The sequence below is a fragment of the Armatimonadota bacterium genome (assembly GCA_022563855.1).
In the GTDB taxonomy this organism is placed as follows: Bacteria; Armatimonadota; Fimbriimonadia; order Fimbriimonadales; family Fimbriimonadaceae; genus JADFMN01.
This window is the reverse complement of sequence record JADFMN010000009.1, coordinates 138,922-156,073: the sequence shown is the minus strand read 5'-3', so window position 1 is coordinate 156,073 and position 17,152 is coordinate 138,922. Positions and strand designations below refer to the sequence as shown.

Here is a 17,152-nt window from a genome sequence, read left to right as displayed (position 1 = left end):
GCAATGGCACTCAGGCTACTTCGACATGCCTGAGGAAGTTCTCGACTTCTTCGAACTGGCAAGGTACTTTACCGTCGCCCTCACTCCGCGCGGAAACAGGATGGCCGACCTGCGCGAGAGGTGGATGCACAAGGTCGCCGCGCCAACAAAGTACGACCCGCTGCAACCCCTGCAGACGGAGATGCTGGTCGGCGCCGCGCGCGCTTTGGACGCAAACCTGGTCGCGTCAGTGCCGGACGACGCCATCCTATGGCTGAACCACATGTTGGAGTTTCCGGCGGTCCAGCCGTCGATGACAGTCAGCTACGTGATGGGCATCGTCTCAAAGGACTGGCACTGCGATGCGCGCATGAGCGGCGGTTGGCTGACAGTCCGGCCAAAGTCGTTCGCCGCGGCGCATGACGCATACCTGGACCGCGGCGCCCTGGAGTCCGCCATGCTACGGGCAGTCCGCGAACAGCGCTTGACGATCGCAAACTTGGCGACGTACGGCACCAGGCAGAGTTCGACCATGGCGCTCACGATGAGCGACGGTCGGCTGCTGGCACTGGCCGCGGGCAGGAGTGTCGGCTCCGCGATCTACTACAACCGCTACCCGTTGCTCTTCCTGGGCGCCACCAAAATCTTCGAGACTCCGCTTCAGCAGACCGAGTTCCAGTTCAACGCCGCGCAACTCAGCAAGGAGGCGCGCGACGTGCTCGCGGCGTGGGCGTTCGGAGACTCGTGGCAGAACACTTTCGGGCTCGACTACCTGTGGGAGGACAGGGAGCCCGACGCAGCGCACCCGCTCGGCCACATTTCGAAGCGACCGACCGAGGCGATGCCCGACGGGGTTCCGGCGATGCTCGTCGGCAAGATCACTCTGAAAACCGAACCTGGCCTTGCAGTGCTCTACGGGCCGGACAAGAATTGGAGCGCGCCGATCATCTGGAGGGCCGAGGGTTTTGGTGGGTTCGGTGTCGACGAGCTTGTCGCCGACCGTACCGCGAAGGCCCAGACGATTGAACAGACGGTACTCAGGTTGGAGTTCATGCTCGGCCCGAAGCTTGGGCTCGTCGCGGAGATGGAAGACCCTCCTGCCGTGGACCCGGACGCTTGGGTCACGTTCGGCGACCTGCCAGCGAACGTCATCGAGTTTTGGCTTGCGAAGCAGCGAGCTCGCGAACAACCTGAGAAAGCGCCCGCGCAAAAGCCTCCGCCGAATTGATTGCTGGATTCCTCGGGAGCGCGGGCCGAACGCCCGCGCTCCATTTCGAGTGCAGGTACCCTCAGAGACATGAAACAGCCGTTCACCCTCCAGATCGGTGCGTCCGCGCCAGACTTCAGCCTGCCGGCGACCGACGGGAATACGTATTCCCTGAGCGATTTCACTGATGCGAAGGCGCTCGTCGTGTTCTTCACGTGCAACCACTGCCCATATGTGCTGGGCAGCGACGAACAGACGCGCAAGACGGCTGACAAATACGCGTCGAAGGGCATTGCGTTCGTTGGGATCAACAGCAACAGCAAGAATACTTACGAGCACGACGACTTTCCGCACATGGTCGAGCGGATGAGCGAGCACAACTTCCCCTGGAAGTACCTGCACGACGAGTCGCAGGAGATCGCGCTCGAGTACGGCGCGATGCGGACGCCGCACTTCTTTGTGTTCGACAAAAACCGGAAGCTCGTTTACACAGGCAGAGCGATCGACAACCCGATGGACTGGACGAAGTCGACGACGAACGAGTTGGAGGACGCGCTCGACGCGGTGCTATCCGGTAACAAAGTCGCCACGGACCTCACGAATCCGATCGGATGCAACGTCAAGTGGGACGGCAAGGACGCCCACTGGATGCCCGCCGAAGCGTGCGACCTCGTGACGAGCGGCTAGTCGAGCGAGTCCAGCGCCTCGGTCAGATCGCGGACGATGTCGTTGACGTCTTCGATGCCGACGCTGAGGCGAATGCCGCCTGGCAGGATTCCGGCGGAAACCTGTTCTTCTGGCGGAATCGAGCTGTGGGTCATGCTCGCCGGGTGCTCCATCAACGTTCTTATCTGTCCTAAAGAGACAGCCAGCGTCACACTGAGCGCGTTGTCGGCGATGTAGTCGCTCACGATTACCGCGCTCTTGTAGGACTGCTCGTAGTCTCCTGCCAGCACGAAGTAGATCATCGATCCCGGCGCGAAGTTTCCGTCGAAGTCCAGCATCTGCCGTCGTGCCAGATCTTTCTGCTCGAAGGAGTCCAGCCCAGGATAAAAGACCTTTGCGACTTTGGGATGGCTCTCAAGCGCCTCCGCCACAACCTGCGCGATCTCCTGCTGCTTCTCCAGCCGCATGGCGAGCGACGGCACGCCGTAGGTCAGAATGTGCCACGCAGCGTCCGGGGAGATTGACCCACCGAGGAGCGAACGGCATTGCAGCAGGTCGGTCTCCTTCGATCGAGGGCCAACTACAACTCCGCCCATCGTCGCGCCGAATCCGCTTATGTGCTTCGTGAGACTGTGGATCGAAAAGTCGATGCCGAACGGAAGAGGCCGCTGGCCTGACGGCGAGGCGAAAGTGTTGTCGATGATCGTGACCAGTCTGCTCTCCGGCGGCCGGTCGGCGTTGATCTTTTCCGCGAACTCTGCGACAGCCGCCAGGTCGATCAACTCCATGGTCGGGTTGCACGGCGTCTCGAAGAAAAGCACCCTGGTCTCCGGCTTGACGGCGTCCCCCAGGGCTTGCATATCTTCAAAACTCACGGCCGTGCTGCTGACGCCGAACCGGTCGAGCCACTTCACAATGTAACTGTAAGTGGCGCCGTAGATCGCCGGATGGTAACACAGGTGCTCGCCGGACTTGACGTGGACGCCGATCGCTGCGCTGATCGCCGCCATACCAGTGCCGTAACACACCGCGCACTCCCCCTTTTCCGCAAACGCGAGCGTCTCTTCGAGCAGGCCCGAGCACGGTTCGTCCATCCGATCGTATATATATATCGGGGGGGCCGTGCCGCGATCAACATCCGGATTTGCGAACTGGCTGAATCCCTGTGCGCCTCTAGCCGCGCTTCCCAGGCGGAACGCTACGGCAGTCGTGATCGGAGGAGTAATGTGGTACCGGAAATCCCACTTTTCGCTCTTGAACTTGCCGTGGATCAGGACTGATCTGTCACGGTATTGATCCTCTCGTGCCATGCCCCAACCTTACCCAATTAGCGACAACTGCTGATCCACAAAAGAAAGCAACTATCCGCAAAGGGTTTGCGAACGTTTATTTCGGAAATAGCCGTGAGGCCGTTTACTTGCCTTCGAGCTGCTTGGCGTAGCGGCGGCGGAACTTCTCGACGCGGCCGGCGGTATCGACGATCTTCTTCTGCCCGGTGTAGAGCGGGTGGGTAAAGGCGCTGATCTCGACGTGGATGACGTGGTGCTTGATACCGTCGATCTCTCGAAGTTCATCCGAAGACTGCGTCGTGATACCGGTCCACTCGTGCTCGCCATCAATGAACAGAGCCGGGTGACTGATAGGATGGATTCCAGACTTCATCGTTGCGTTCCTCGGCTGGGCACAGCGCAGTCGAAATAATAGCACAATCCAACCCTGCTCCACGTCGCCAAGTGCCTACCGCCAGGAACCGGAAATCAACCTTCCCAGCGTCCTCAACCATGCCCTGGTAGACTCGGAATTAGCTTCAATCATCCGTTCGTCAATGGCGCCGCTCGGAGAACGCCCTGAACTTCAGTTATCTGCGAGATTCGAACAATGAGCGAAAAACGAGTTTACTTATTCCGTGACGGCAACGCCGAAATGCGGGACCTGCTCGGCGGCAAGGGCGCAAACCTCGCCGAAATGACAAACATAGGGCTGCAGGTGCCGCCAGGCTTCACGATCACGACCGAGGTCTGCAACGAGTATTACGCCAGCGGGAGCCAGCTGCCGCACAGCTTGATGGAAGAAGTCAACGCCTGTCTCGAGGCCGTTGAAAGCGAGCTTGGCAAGCGGTTCGGCGATGCGTCGAAGCCGTTGCTCCTTTCGGTGCGATCTGGGTCGAAGTTCTCGATGCCCGGCATGATGGACACGATCCTGAATCTCGGACTCAACAGCGATACGATTCCTGCGCTCGCGGAGGGGGGGAACGAGAGGTTTGCGTACGACGCTTACAGGCGGTTCATCATGATGTTCAGCGACGTAGTCCTTGGAGTGCCGAAGCAGCAGTTCGAAGATATATTGAGAGCGAAAAAGGTCGAGGTGGGCGTCACGGGCGACGCCGATTTGAACGGCGACGACCTCCAGCAAGTTTGCAGCGAGTCGCTCGGACTAGTGCAGTCGAAGACGGGGCGCAGCTTCCCCAGCGATCCGTCGGAGCAATTGCAGCTTGCGATCGAAGCCGTGTTCCGGAGTTGGTTCAACGACCGGGCGATCACTTATCGCAAGACCGAGAAGATACCGGACGAAATCGGGACTGCCGTCACCGTGCAGGCGATGGTTTTTGGAAACCTCGGCGAGGACTGCGGTACCGGTGTGGCCTTCACTCGCGACCCTGCCACTGGCGAAAACATCCTGTACGGCGAGTACCTGATGAACGCGCAAGGCGAGGACGTGGTAGCCGGTACCCGAACGCCGCTGCCGATCATCGAGTTGGAGCGCCAGAACCCTGAAGTGTTCAAGGAGTTCTCGGACATCTGCGATAACTTGGAGGCGCACTACAAGGACATGATGGACATCGAGTTCACCATCGAGCGGGGTCGGCTCTTCATACTGCAGTGCAGGGTCGGGAAGCGAACCGGCCCGGCTGCCGTTCGTACCGCAGTCGAAATGGTCGACGAGGGACTGATCGGCAAAGAGGTTGCAACGCAGCGTATCACTTCGTCCCATCTCGACCAACTGCTGCATCCGCGTCTCGACGAGGTGTACACAACGGATCGGCACATTGTTCCAATAGCGGTGGGCCTGGCCGCATCGCCGGGGGCAGCCGTCGGCAAAGCGGTGTTCGACGCCGATACCGCCGAGCGGTTGGGCGACGCCGGCGAGAAGGTCATTTTGATCAGGGACGAGACGAACCCCGATGACGTGCACGGGATGCTTGCGGCAAAGGGAATCCTCACTGCGAGAGGCGGCAAGACGTCACACGCCGCCGTTGTCGCCCGCGGGTTCGGCATCCCCTGCGTCTCTGGCTGCGAAGGCATCGTGGTCGACGAGGTGAATAGAAAGTTCACTTACCAATCGCATGAAATCGCGGAGGGCGACTGGGTCACGATCGATGGCAGCACCGGCAAAGTGTACGGGACGGAGATTCCTCTCATCGCCCCGGACGTCAGCGGGCACTTCAGCACGCTCATGACGTGGTGCGACGAGTATCGAAAGCTCGACGTCCGCGCAAACGCCGACAACGCTCGCGACAGCAAACAGGCTCTTGAATTTGGCGCGCAGGGAATCGGGCTTTGCAGGACGGAACACATGTTCTTCGAGGCAGACCGACTCCCCATCGTACAAGACATGATTCTTGCAAAGAACGACACGCAACGCGACGCCGCCCTACAGAAGTTGCTGACGGTTCAGCAAGGCGACTTCGAGGCGATTTTTGAAGTGATGGACGGGAAACCGGTCACAATCCGACTGATCGATCCGCCGCTGCACGAGTTCTTGCCGAGCCATGTGGAGCTGCTGCGCGACGTCACAGAGCTGAGGCTTGCGGTGAACAGTCTCGGCGGGCAGTCGCTCAAGACTGTTCTGGCGGAAAAGGAGGCGCTGCTCGAAGTCGTTGAAGGGATGAAGGAGACCAACCCGATGATGGGCCTGCGAGGCGTCCGACTCTCGATCATGATGCCGGGAATAGTCGGCATGCAGACACGCGCGATCATGCAGGCTGCGACGAAACTGACCAAGCGCGGAATCAAAGTCCTGCCGGAGATCATGATTCCGCTCGTCGGCCACGTGAACGAACTGCGGGAGGTCCAGCAGCAGCTAGACGATGTTGCCAAGGCCGTTTGCGCAGAGCAAGGCGTCGACGTGCCGTATATGTTCGGCACGATGATCGAGATACCGCGCGCGGCTCTCACGGCGGACGAGATCGCACAGTACGCGGAGTTCTTCAGCTTCGGAACGAACGACCTGACGCAGATGTGCTTCGGCTTCAGCCGCGACGACGCAGAGGCCAAGTTCCTCGGTCGGTACGTCGAGAAGAAGATACTGCCGTCCAACCCGTTCGAGACGATTGACCAAGCCGGCGTCGGCGAGCTGATGCGGATCGCCATGAAGAAGGGGCGTGCAGCACGGCCCGATCTCAAGTGCGGCATCTGCGGCGAACACGGCGGCGAAACGGAGTCGATCTACTTCTGCCACGAGCTGGGGCTTGATTACGTTTCGTGCTCTCCGTTCCGGGTGCCGATCGCACGCCTGGCGGCTGCGCAAGCGGTGTTGCGCGAGCGGATCGCCGTCACGGTCGACAAGTAAGTCCGATGAAGAACGGATCGCCACGACGGATCATTGTTCGTGGCACGAGCGGTTCAGGCAAGACAACCATGTCCAGGGCTCTGTCATACGTTCTGGGGATCGAGCACACTGAGTTAGACTCGCTCTACCACCTCCCCGATTGGAAGGAGAGACCGCAGGACGAACTCGCGGAGATGGTCCGAGAAATCGTGGCGAACGAGACTTGGATCGTCGACGGGAACTATGGCGCGGTCCTCAACGAGTGCTTGGTGAGCGCTGACACGGTGGTCTGGCTCGATTATTCGTTCTTGACCGTCTTCTTGCAGCTGCTTGCTAGGACGGTCCGCAGATCGTGGAAACGCGAGGAGCTTTGGCACGGAAACCGGGAGACGTTTTCCAAGTCGTTCTTCAGCCGAGACAGCATCCTGTGGTGGATGATCACCACTCACGCAAGACGCAGGAGACAGTGCAACGAACTGGAGCGACAGTTGGCGAACTCCTCGATCTGCTTCCTACGCTTCAAGAACCCACGCCAAGCAGACGAGTGGCTCCGTCAGTTGAAGTGAGGGAGGTTGAGCGTCCGGCCAAGGCGTACCGTGGCACCGTCCACGTCGTTCGAAAGGCGGGGGAACGGTGGGCCGTGCCCGATCGACAGCCGCTTCCTGACTAGTGGCCGCGTCGGAAAAGCGTTGGTTCGCCGGATTCGTGGTCGAGCAGCCGGCGCTTGCGCCACAGGCCGCCGCCGTAGCCGGTGAGCGTTCCATCGGCGCCGACGACGCGGTGGCACGGCACGATAATCGCGATGCCGTTGTCGCCGTTTGCGCGCCCAACCGCGCGCAGTGAGCCGGGGTTGCCCAGATCGATGGCAAGCTCTCCGTAGCTGCGCGTTTCGCCGTAAGGAATCTTTACGAGGGCTTGCCAGACCTGTAGTCGGAAGTCGCTGCCGCGCGGTTCGATCTCAACGTCAAAGACCTTGCGTTCCTTGCGGAAGTACTCTGCGAGCTCGCTACTAGCTTGATCCAAGACCACGCACTCGCCCGGAGTGATCGGTCTCTTGAATCTTCTTTTTAGTCGATCAATCTGTGTTTCGAGCATGCGCCTGTCTGTGAACTCAAGAAGACAGAGGGCATCGTCGCTCGCGACCGCGATCATAGACCCAAGCGGCGTGTCGATCACAGTGGTCTTCAGAGAGTCATCAGAGGATATTGGCCCCTCGCCCGTCGAGGGTAGCGTCAGCATGCGTAGACTTTACCGGAGACTTGGCCTTCCTGCGCTACCGAAAACTGGACACCGATGTCACTGCGGAGAACGGTGAACCGCTGATCGGCATCGCCAGCATAAAGGAGTTGATACTGTCCAGCCAGGTGCAGTACGCGTTTACCATAGGGTAGAACCGAGCGCATGACATCACACATTAAGTCGACGTTGATCGCCACAACTCTCTTGTTGGCATCTCTAACTTGGGGACAAGAGTGGGCACGAGAGCACGTTGACGCATCGCCGAGGCACCAGGAGTGGGTCAATGTGCAGAACGGCGACCGAACGGTGAAGTGCTTCATCGTGTACCCGGAGCGCGAGGACAAGACCCAAGTCATCGTATTGATTCACGAAATCATGGGGATGACTGATTGGGTGATGTGGATGGCCGATCAGTTGGCCGAAGCAGGCTATATCGTGATCGCCCCTGATCTGTTATCGGGCATGGCCGATGGCGGTGGGCGCTCGATCGACTTTGAGACCGCCGGCGCGGCGCGTGAGGCGGTAAGCAACCTGCCGCCGGAACAGGTGACCGCAGACTTGAACGCTGCCTGTGAATACGGCAAGGCGATCGCAAGCGCCAACGGCAAGGTCTCAGTGGCCGGATTCTGTTGGGGCGGCTCGCAGACTTTCCGTTTTGCGACCAACCGCGACGATCTGTCAGCAGCGTTCGTTTTCTACGGAACGGGGCCGACTGACGCCTCCGCAATCGACCGTATCAAGTCACCAGTGTACGGATTCTACGGCGGCCGCGACAACCGGGTCAACGCGTCTATACCCGCGAGCGAATCGTTGATGAAGAGCGCGAACAAGACGTACGAACCCGAGATCTACGACGGCGCCGGCCACGGATTCATGCGAAGCGGCCAACAACCGGGAGCACAGGCGGCGAACGCCGCAGGGCGCGACGCCGCCTGGAAGCGCTGGCTCGAGATTCTGGGTCGATCCTGACATCGCCCGACGCCGTTTCGATAGATCCTCTCCGATCGGAGAGGTAGCCTTACTGCCATGACTGTCGCGCTTTTGGCCGCCCTGGTGCTCCCTTCCCCACTGCCGAACGAACCGCAAAACGTAGCAGACCGCCTGCTGGCGCGCGGGCTGACCGATCTCGGCGCATATGAGATGTTGTACGAGCTTTGCACTACCATCGGCGGTCGGCTGAGCGGTTCGCCGGAGGCCGCGAGAGCCGTCATCTGGACCGCGTTGCAGATGGACGAGATCGGGCTGAGCAACATCCGCCAAATACGGTGCATGGTCCCGCACTGGGTGCGAGGCGCTACCGAGCGGGCTGCTATCATCGTCAGCGACGACCGGGTGCATGGGCTCTCGATCTGCGCGCTCGGGGGTAGCGTTGGAACGCCCGTCGGAGGCATCGAGGCCGAAGTTGTCGAGGTTAAGTCGCTTGAGGAGGCGGAGAACCTCGGGGAGCGCGGCAAGGGCAAGATCGTCTTTTTCAACCGCGGGTTCGATCCGACGCTGCCGACGACTTTCGCGGCGTACGGCGGCACGGTCGATCAGCGTTCCGGCGGTGCGTCCGCCGCGGCGAAGTCCGGCGCCGTCGCCGTGCTTGTGCGATCCATGACGCTGGCCAAGGACGACGAGCCGCACACGGGCGCGATGCGGTACTCGGAAGGCCGCCGGATTCCGGCTGCGGCGCTCGGCATTCAGAGCGCTGACCGGCTGAGCGCGGCTCTCAAGAGAGGTCCGGTCACTGTTCGCCTCGAGCTTAGCTGTAGAAGCCTGCCGGACGAGCCGTCGGCCAACGTATTGGGCGAGATCGTAGGATCGGAGATGCCGAACGAAGTGATCGTCATGGGCGGGCACCTCGATAGCTGGGACTTGGGCCAGGGCGCGCACGACGACGGCGCCGGGGTAACGCAAGCCTTGGAGGCTCTGCGACTGCTGAAGGAGTTGGGGCTGAGACCGAAGCGCACGATCCGCGTCGTGGCGTTCATGAACGAGGAGAACGGTCTGCGCGGTGCGACGGCTTACGCTGAGATGGCGGCGAACGCCGACGAGGTCCACTACGCGGCGATCGAATCGGACGCAGGCGGCTTTATGCCGCGGGCGTTTAGCGTCACGGAGTCGAAGCTCGAGCGCGTGCAGGAGTGGGCGCCTCTTTTTCAAGTATTTGGTATCGAGCGATTTACTCCTGGCGGAGGGGGCGCCGACATCAACCCGCTCGGGCCGCTCGGCACGACGCTGTTCGGCCTGCGACCCGACAATCAGCGGTACTTCGACTACCACCACTCGCGGAACGACACGATCGACAAAGTCAACGCGCGCGAGCTGGAGATGGGCGCGATGGCGATGGCGCTGCTGGCGTGGCTGATCTCTGAAGAGGGTCTGGAAGACCAGACCTCCACCCCCTAACCCCTCCTCCTCCGGTGCAGGAGGAGGGGGAGCCGGAGCAATTCGGTGCGCCACGGTCAGGCCCGAAGGGATTGTCCGTGCGTTGCGGGTGGCACGTCATCCTGAGCGAGCCTGTCCTGAGCTTGACGAAGGATAGGATCCTGCGACACCGCGCTCTGGCATAAGCGTCGCTTCGGCCCCCTCCTAACCTCCCCCGGCCACGAGTACATGGGACAAGCGATAGTCGGCAGGCCGGGAGAGGGATTCGGAGCGCGGACTCTCAGTCCAAGGCAAGTGTGCCACGGTCAGGCCCGAAGGGTTTGTCCGTGGTCCCGAACTTGACGGTGTGGCACGTCCATATGGAGGGTCGTCGCGATCACGTACTTACCGCTTAAAGAACGAGACGTTCGGTACGAAAAAGATCCTGCCCGATGTGGCAGGATCTTCTCTCGATCAGAATTAAGCTCAGCGCTTTCGTCTGCGTCGTATCAGCGCTAGCACGCCAAGACCGAGCACGGCCATGGTCGCTGGCTCTGGAACGGGGTTCAGCCCACCCATGAGCAGATCGTAGTTGCCACCATCGAATCCACCGAGTGCCATGTAGTACGTTCCAGTGTACTGCGCCTGATAGTTGAGGATCAGCGTATCCAAACTGCGGAACCCGATGCCGTTCATGAACGAGTTGCGCGAGTAGTAGATGTCATCGTCGCTAAAGAGTACGTTGCCCGAATCGTCGTAGAGAGTCAACGTCGTATCAACCGGATTGCTGAACCAACGACGCGACATCGTGTTCGCCTTCAACAGCGATCCGGCGTCGGCGGTGAACGAATACATATCGACTTCGCCAGAGTTGGCGAGCGATCCTCGGATGTTGACGGCGGTAATCCCGGAGAGCGGAAGTGGATCGCCAAAGATCGCCTGTGCGGTGCCGAAGGAGCCCTTGAACCCGGCCGCCTCTGCGATCGTAGTTCCGAGAGTCGGCGCAACGCCATCGGCGTACTCTAATTTGAGTTTTTCGAGAGGGTTGAGAGTGCGCGGCACGACCCTTCCGCTACGGGTCAGGCCAGTTGAACCGGTTGCCATGATGTGCCTGTTCTGCTGTCCAAATACGTTGTAAGTCGGGGCTTGGATATTGTCTACGCCATAGGTGTCGTAGTGCTGCAGACCAAGGTTGTGCCCCATCTCGTGCGCGGTAGTACCAGCGACGCCGTTTGCAAGTCTGTTGATGTTGGTCGCTCGAGAAAAAGCACCGGCGTTCACTGTAAACCCGAAGTTCGCGATGTATATGCTTGCAATGTCGTCCTTGAAACGGTTGCGCCAGTCGACGCGCTCCGCACTCCCGAGCAGCGAGTTCGAGGACGTCGTCGCGCCGAGTCGAACCGTCTCATAAACGCCGCCTGGCATCGACGTAAAGATCGGTGCGTTAAAACCGTTGTAGATCGTTTCGACATTTGACTTGACCATGCCCCTAAAGGTCGTTTGCTCTGCGTTGGTCATTCCAGACCCATATCCGCCGGACATCCATGCTGCGTTGATGGTCGTCTGCGAGCCTGACCAGTTGAACCAAAAATCAGCGGCGGTGCCGGTCGTTGAAAGTGCGACGAGGGTAGCGCAAGCGACAACGCCCCGCACCATGTATATTCTATTCATCTGTCTCTCCGATCTAAACAAAAGCTCTCCCGAAATCATTATATCACGAAGACAGACGGATGCTGGCCAAACACCAGTATAATTACCAGGCTCGTGCCTGTGTTGCGATAGCCTTTTTTCCGGTTGCAGTCTTTGGGTCAGGACACGCATACCTCAGCCGCGAGAGGCATTCCGGCGCAGCCTTGCATCGAGTTTCGCGGTCTGCCGGCTACCGTGACGAATAGAGGGTCGTCCTCCTGGGCGACCTTGGCCATCGATCGACTGTCCGTTTCGTTACTGCCACGAACGATCTTCCACAGTCAATCGACCTCGACCATCTCGATGTTGGCGATTGCGATCAGGCCGCCGCCGTGCGGTATCGGCATGCGCACGATGTTTATGGTCGTGCTGGAGGTCGGGCCCGACTGCCATACCATGCTGATCTCGGCGTACTTGCCGTAGCCCGCTGGCTGTGGCTGGCTCCGCTCGCCGCCGACCCGTATCTCGTACGTCGGAATCCACTCGCGCCCAGCGTTCAGGCTGACGCTCTGAAAGCTGATCTTATACGTCGTATTTGGCTTGCATCCCACAACTGCGGTCCACAGCAAGAGCGAGTCGGTGCCGCCCGCGTTGGCGAAGAAGACCTGTTCCTTGCCTGTCGGTCGCTTCGGAGCGCGATACTCCTCTGAAGTTATGAACAGCCTGTGCAGGAGCGGGTCGTTCCACTTTGGCGCGACTGTGTAGCCCATTTGCCAGAGGCAGTTCTTGCTCGGCGGTGTGTATTTAAGCGCGGAAGCGAAGCCCGCGTTTCCAGTTGAGAAGTCACCTGTGGGCAGGGGGTTTGGGGCAGATTTGGTCGGGCGTGTCGGCGCGGTAGAGCGCTTGTACGGCTCGCGCTCCCGGCCGTATTCACTCAAGGCGCGCTGGTACGTCTCCGCAATCGCCAGGGTCCGCCTGATGTCGGGGTCTTCCATGTTCGGGTAGCGGTGATGAGCCGCCGAGATCGCTTTGCTTATCGTGCGCTCCGCCTCGTGCGCGCGTCCGGCTTCGTACGACTCGGCCATGTCCCGGATCGCCTGCGCCAGAACGGCGATAGTGGCGTTCTTGTCCACGGAACTGTCCACGAGCGCACGGTTGTCGAACGACACGGACGTCGCCTCGGTCTTGGTCACCTGCTTCTTGCGGTCGAGGTCGTAGTACGTGAGTTTGACCTTCACCGGCACGCGCGAGGTGCGTTTGGTTCCGGCATTTGGCTTGAACCGGATCAGGACTACCTCGGTCATCCCGCTGTTCATGTTGTCGAGCTTGATGCTGACTTTGTTCCCGCGGATTTTTGGGTCGTATCCGTAGACCTTTTCGATCTGGAACCCGCGTGGAAACTCGATCTCGACGTTCGGCTCCACCGCGACCGGGGACAGCAGGCTCTGGACCTCTTTCGAGAACACCTTTTCGATGTCTTGTGCGTTTGCCACGAAGTGGAACAGCCCACGTCCGCTGCTTGCGAGCGTCCTGAGGAGGTCGTGGTTCAGGTCCTGTCCGACTCCGATCGTGCTGAGGTCGATGCCGCGGTCGTTGTACACGAGCGATCCCTTGGCGATCTGGTCCGGGTCGGTCACGCCCCGGTTCGCGATGCCATCGGTCAGCAGGATAACGCGGTTGGTTGCGTCCTTCCGGTACTGCTTGAGCGCCTCCTGGTATCCGAGCGACAGCCCTGCGTCGATGTTCGTAAAACCTCCGGGCTGGATGCCGCGGATTGCGTTTTTGACGGCCTGCTTGTTTGTCAGGCGCGCCGCTGGCAACAGGACGTGCGCTTCTGAGTCAAAGACGACGATCGAGAGCACGTCGGTCTCCCGGAGTTTGGTGACGAGGGTCAGCAGGGCCGACTTCACGCGCGTCATCTTGTTCGTTTCTGCCATCGAACCGCTCTTGTCGATGACCAGAGAGAGGTTGACTGGCTTCCTGTCTTGCCTGTCATTCAGGAGCGAGGTGCTGAGACCCACTTGCAGAAACACGCTCCCTTCGGACATCAAGTCGCTGCTCCAACGGACATCGAGCCCGACGGCTTCTCCCGCTCTCGGACGGCCGATCTCGTGGCGGTGGTAGTTGACGAAGTCTTCGACCGCGATTTCGCGCGAACCTGGGATCACTCCCAAGCTCCCCAGATAGCGGGTTCTGGCCGCTGAGGCGGTCGAGGTGCCATCTTGCGCGGTGCCTATGCACGGCAGGACGAGAAGAACGATCGACGCGAAGAGGGCCGTGCAAATACCCACGCTTCGTGCCTTTTTCACTGTTTGCGACATTTGTTTCACTCACTGCCCTAAGACCGGAGCAAACCGCATGCGGCTCCGTTTCCAGGGACTCCTGCTAATCGGACGCGCAGGGCGATGGCGGAGTTACGCACAGGTGTCGAGTGTCTTGTCGTCCGCCGAGAACAGCCAGTAGAGCCAAGGGGTCTGCTTGGCGGCACCTACAAACCGTATCGGGCCTGACCGTGGCACACATTGCCGTTCTAACGGCGATCGCACGACTAGAAACTTGCGTCTTGCACGGGCTTATAGAACAGCCACAAGTTCGGCCGGACGATGTCAAGTTTTTCTGGAGCCATTTTGATCGACGAAATCCGGACGTAGATCAGTTCTGGCCGCTCGTACGGGGACCTTACGGTTGCGGGAGCCCATCGGCTGATCGCGAGGCACAGGTCCCAGCCGTCGGAGTCCGACATCTCCACAGTAACTGAGGCTCCATCGAACTCGACAGCAAGCCGGTCGACGACCGACTCGTCATCGAGCAAAAGAGCTATGCCCTTGGTCGTGGCGGCGAGCCCAGGCACGCGTGGGAAGTCCTTGCTCAACTGCACCACGACAACGTTGGTCTGACTGCCCTTCTTCAGCCACAGCTCTAACATGTGGAAGGAACCGTCCGCGTCGTCGCGCTCTTCTTTGAAACTGAACGTGAAGTTCGTCTTTCCACCCTTCTCACTCTGCTTCCAGCTGTCTAGCACGGCAGAACTCGGCACTGGTATATCTATGTACTGATCGTATCTGGCGGTGAGCGCCACAATGGACGCGAGAGGCTCTTTCTGATCCGGCCACTCGTACTCGTTCAGCGCGATCCGGACGTAGTCGTAATCCTCGACCTTGACCGTGTTTGCGTGGGCCGTCTCGTCTCGCTCGTACGTCCCGGGCTCCAAGATCATCGCGTGCCCAGCGACCTTGCCATCCCTATAGTCCTTTCCGATGATGATCTCGTTCGAAATGACATACTCGACCCTCCAGCCTTCGGACTCGGGAAAGATCTCGCGCCACAAAGCGACTTCTTCTTCGTAATCGGCTTTGTACGTGAGGCGATGGACGCGGTTGATCGCAAGCGCGCCGCCGAAGCTTGTCAGGTACTCCGTCACGCTGATGATCTCAGCGTCCTTGAACCTGTCGAGCTCGACGATCGGCCGCGTCGACGGGTCTAAATCCTGGCCGTAGGCAATTCTTGGAAGCTGTTGTTTTTCGGCTGCGTCTTGAGCCAGCGGCTGCTGATAATTCCTGCATCCCGCGACGGCAAGCGCCATGATCGATGCCAACACCACGGCCCGTCCGAGCCACTGTTCCCTCATGACAGTCATTGTACAAGACTGGGGCGCTTGATGGCGTGTGCCAATCCGGTGTGCCACGGTCAGGTTCGAAGAGTTTGTCCGCAGCGCACCTCATTGACACTCCCATGGCGGGCATGCTACCGCCCTTCGGCGGCTCGGACAGACAATGCCTAATCAAGGGCTCGCGCCGGTATACTTCACTCTTCATAGCGAAGGACTGACCATATGAAAGCACACCGCTCTTTCGTCCGATCCGCACTCGCCGTTTCCGCGAGCCTCTGGATTCTATTCGGTTGCGCTCTAGTCGAGAGCGGCTATATTGAAAGCGGACAGGTCATACAGGTAATGCCGAATCACGCGCCGCTCGTCGCCAACCTCGAGTCTTCGGACGACGGTTCGTTCTTGAAGATTCGGACGGCTTTCCGCGAGAACAACCCGGGATACGACATCGCATGGCACGCGGCAACGTCCGAGCTAGAGCCAGAAGACACCAGTAGGGTCGTGTTCGTCCAGCGGTACGCCTCTGTCGCGACCGTCGAGCCCGATGGTCACAGTTCCGACATTGATGTCGGAGACATCCTCATCCTCCGTCCGGGGGAGTCGGTCAGTGTCGATGTGCCGACAGACTTCCTTGCCTTCACGGTTCCCGAGCCGTTCCCTGACGAGCTTCCGACGTTCATCCGGCCGGACTGGGACGACAACATCACTGACGTCGTTGGCGGCTGTGCCACCGAGACCGGCGCTTACCGCCGCATACTGCTCACGTGGCTCGACTCCGTCGGCCCATACACGTACCACGCCCTCAACGCGCACCGCGTTAGGATCACCGACTCCTTCACGCACTACCACCCGATCGACGGCGGCTTCGACGAGTTCTATCTCGTTCAGATGGTCCAGCCCGAGGCGCGCATCATCACGAGCATGAGCGTCGATCTGATCGAGGACCCCGGTTCTGTTACCGCTGCACAGGCTGCTGGTTTGCTTGCAGAGACTCCCTTGCGGGTCGGCGACCTCGTGTACCTTCCGCGCGGCATGGCTCATCGCGGGGTCGACAGCGTTCTGGCCCAGGTCATCTCCACCCCCGGCTTCCGCCCCGGTGCCGAGATCGGTCTCGACCATTATCTGCGCGCGATCAACGAGCGGCTTTCGCTCAATGAGTCGGACGCGCTTCCGTACCATGAGGACGCGTCTGCTGAAGCTATCGTGAAGTAGCAGCGCGGAAATTCAGACTGCATCGTGTGTTAGGATAGTTTTTGATACGACCTATAAGACAAATAGGTCCTATCTGATCACCTTTCTCGATTCTGCGATCTGACGCCGTGCATGCGTTCGGTGAATCCCCCTGCTTCGATGAAGGATTTTTCCAGCTCTTTCATGAGCCGGTCGAGGAGGAAGTTCGCCTGGTGGATGACGCAAACCATTGTGTTGGCGGCTGTCTCCCGGCTCTTCTCTTCGATATACGTCCTATACGTCTTATACGACTTATCCTTGTTGTAAGCCATCTTTCTGATGTACTCCGCCTTCGGATGGTCTTTGGGCCAGAGTTCGTGGTCGTTTTGTCTGAGGAAGTCTTGATAGTCTAAGAGCAGTTCTTCCAAGCTAGCGCGAGCTACGCTGATGAGTTTGATCTCGAACTTGCTCGACGTGCCCGAAGCCATGCTCCCTTCTGCGATGTTCTGCTTTCCGCTTCGTGCGGCTTGTACCATTTGATCGACGGTCCGCGAGCGTCTGTCGATGAAGCGCGCAGTGAACTTGACCGTGGCGTCGTAGATGATTTCAGAGAGCTTGTAAGCCTCCAAATCCTTGTAGCCGCCGTGCGGCTTGATCAGTTTCTCTCTGTCTTCGTTCATGGTTCGCGCCTTTGCCGCAAGGATACGACATATAAGTCTTATAAGTCCTATATGACTTATAGAAACGCCCCCCCTCCT

14 protein-coding genes are annotated in these 17,152 nt (G+C 59.7%); 7 read left to right on the top strand and 7 right to left on the bottom strand.

What is annotated here, in order from left to right; all coding sequences use genetic code 11:
* On the top strand, window positions 1-1,207 hold a 1,207-nt coding region (locus IH944_11825; GenBank protein MCH7905235.1), incomplete at its 5' end, for a hypothetical protein.
* A gap of 69 nt (window positions 1,208-1,276) precedes the next feature.
* A complete protein-coding gene (locus IH944_11820; protein MCH7905234.1) occupies window positions 1,277-1,873 on the top strand; it encodes a thioredoxin family protein in 597 nt (198 codons plus the stop codon).
* Here the strand turns inward: IH944_11820 and IH944_11815 are convergent.
* Both IH944_11815 and rpmE read right to left on the bottom strand, forming a co-directional pair.
* The gene (locus IH944_11815) at window positions 1,870-3,162 is read right to left on the bottom strand and encodes a PLP-dependent transferase (GenBank protein MCH7905233.1); all 1,293 of its coding nucleotides are present in this window, start codon (window positions 3,160-3,162) and stop codon (window positions 1,870-1,872) included. The genes IH944_11820 and IH944_11815 overlap by 4 nt on opposite strands.
* Before the next feature lie 103 nt (window positions 3,163-3,265).
* Entirely contained in the window at window positions 3,266-3,514 is a 249-nt protein-coding gene (gene rpmE / locus IH944_11810) for a 50S ribosomal protein L31 (GenBank protein ID MCH7905232.1), read from the bottom strand.
* 216 nt (window positions 3,515-3,730) lie between these two features.
* On the opposite strand from rpmE, the gene IH944_11805 reads away from it, so the two are divergent.
* Both IH944_11805 and IH944_11800 read left to right on the top strand, forming a co-directional pair.
* Window positions 3,731-6,421: a pyruvate, phosphate dikinase gene (locus IH944_11805; protein MCH7905231.1), complete on the top strand. Its 2,691-nt coding sequence runs from the start codon at window positions 3,731-3,733 to the stop codon at window positions 6,419-6,421.
* Window positions 6,422-6,426: 5 nt separating this feature from the next.
* Window positions 6,427-6,966 carry an adenylate kinase gene (locus tag IH944_11800; protein MCH7905230.1) on the top strand — a complete coding sequence of 180 codons (540 nt, stop codon included), beginning with the start codon at window positions 6,427-6,429 and terminating at the stop codon, window positions 6,964-6,966.
* A gap of 100 nt (window positions 6,967-7,066) precedes the next feature.
* On the opposite strand, the gene IH944_11795 is transcribed toward IH944_11800, so the two are convergent.
* Window positions 7,067-7,552 carry a methylated-DNA--[protein]-cysteine S-methyltransferase gene (locus IH944_11795; protein ID MCH7905229.1) on the bottom strand — a complete coding sequence of 162 codons (486 nt, stop codon included), beginning with the start codon at window positions 7,550-7,552 and terminating at the stop codon, window positions 7,067-7,069.
* Window positions 7,553-7,801: 249 nt separating this feature from the next.
* On the opposite strand from IH944_11795, the gene IH944_11790 reads away from it, so the two are divergent.
* Together IH944_11790 and IH944_11785 are read left to right on the top strand one after the other, a co-directional pair.
* A complete protein-coding gene (locus IH944_11790; GenBank protein ID MCH7905228.1) occupies window positions 7,802-8,608 on the top strand; it encodes a dienelactone hydrolase family protein in 807 nt (268 codons plus the stop codon).
* 57 nt (window positions 8,609-8,665) lie between these two features.
* Window positions 8,666-10,030 carry a M20/M25/M40 family metallo-hydrolase gene (locus IH944_11785; protein ID MCH7905227.1) on the top strand — a complete coding sequence of 455 codons (1,365 nt, stop codon included), beginning with the start codon at window positions 8,666-8,668 and terminating at the stop codon, window positions 10,028-10,030.
* A 444-nt stretch (window positions 10,031-10,474) separates the two neighbouring features.
* Here the strand turns inward: IH944_11785 and IH944_11780 are convergent, their stop codons facing one another.
* The 3 genes from IH944_11780 to IH944_11770 form a co-directional block, all read right to left on the bottom strand.
* The gene (locus IH944_11780; protein ID MCH7905226.1) at window positions 10,475-11,659 is read right to left on the bottom strand and encodes a PEP-CTERM sorting domain-containing protein; all 1,185 of its coding nucleotides are present in this window, start codon (window positions 11,657-11,659) and stop codon (window positions 10,475-10,477) included.
* A 299-nt stretch (window positions 11,660-11,958) separates the two neighbouring features.
* Complete coding sequence (locus IH944_11775; protein MCH7905225.1) at window positions 11,959-13,908, bottom strand: VWA domain-containing protein; 1,950 nt, start codon at window positions 13,906-13,908, stop codon at window positions 11,959-11,961.
* 257 nt (window positions 13,909-14,165) lie between these two features.
* Entirely contained in the window at window positions 14,166-15,245 is a 1,080-nt protein-coding gene (locus tag IH944_11770; GenBank protein ID MCH7905224.1) for a hypothetical protein, read from the bottom strand.
* 204 nt (window positions 15,246-15,449) lie between these two features.
* Between IH944_11770 and IH944_11765 the strand changes: the two genes are divergently transcribed.
* The gene (locus tag IH944_11765; GenBank protein ID MCH7905223.1) at window positions 15,450-16,436 is read left to right on the top strand and encodes a hypothetical protein; all 987 of its coding nucleotides are present in this window, start codon (window positions 15,450-15,452) and stop codon (window positions 16,434-16,436) included.
* 77 nt (window positions 16,437-16,513) lie between these two features.
* Here IH944_11765 and IH944_11760 read toward each other — a convergent pair whose 3' ends face one another.
* The gene (locus IH944_11760; GenBank protein ID MCH7905222.1) at window positions 16,514-17,074 is read right to left on the bottom strand and encodes a four helix bundle protein; all 561 of its coding nucleotides are present in this window, start codon (window positions 17,072-17,074) and stop codon (window positions 16,514-16,516) included.
* Window positions 17,075-17,152: the final 78 nt, after the last annotated feature.

Coding starts and splice junctions, on each gene's coding strand:
- IH944_11815 (MCH7905233.1), bottom strand. CDS start 3,162: ATGGCACGAGAGGATCAATACCGTGACAGATCAGTCCTGATCCACGGC.
- IH944_11765 (MCH7905223.1), top strand. CDS start 15,450: ATGAAAGCACACCGCTCTTTCGTCCGATCCGCACTCGCCGTTTCCGCG.
- IH944_11800 (MCH7905230.1), top strand. CDS start 6,427: ATGAAGAACGGATCGCCACGACGGATCATTGTTCGTGGCACGAGCGGT.
- IH944_11820 (MCH7905234.1), top strand. CDS start 1,277: ATGAAACAGCCGTTCACCCTCCAGATCGGTGCGTCCGCGCCAGACTTC.
- IH944_11805 (MCH7905231.1), top strand. CDS start 3,731: ATGAGCGAAAAACGAGTTTACTTATTCCGTGACGGCAACGCCGAAATG.
- IH944_11785 (MCH7905227.1), top strand. CDS start 8,666: ATGACTGTCGCGCTTTTGGCCGCCCTGGTGCTCCCTTCCCCACTGCCG.
- IH944_11780 (MCH7905226.1), bottom strand. CDS start 11,659: ATGAATAGAATATACATGGTGCGGGGCGTTGTCGCTTGCGCTACCCTC.
- rpmE (MCH7905232.1), bottom strand. CDS start 3,514: ATGAAGTCTGGAATCCATCCTATCAGTCACCCGGCTCTGTTCATTGAT.
- IH944_11795 (MCH7905229.1), bottom strand. CDS start 7,552: ATGATCGCGGTCGCGAGCGACGATGCCCTCTGTCTTCTTGAGTTCACA.
- IH944_11760 (MCH7905222.1), bottom strand. CDS start 17,074: ATGAACGAAGACAGAGAGAAACTGATCAAGCCGCACGGCGGCTACAAG.
- IH944_11790 (MCH7905228.1), top strand. CDS start 7,802: ATGACATCACACATTAAGTCGACGTTGATCGCCACAACTCTCTTGTTG.
- IH944_11770 (MCH7905224.1), bottom strand. CDS start 15,245: ATGAGGGAACAGTGGCTCGGACGGGCCGTGGTGTTGGCATCGATCATG.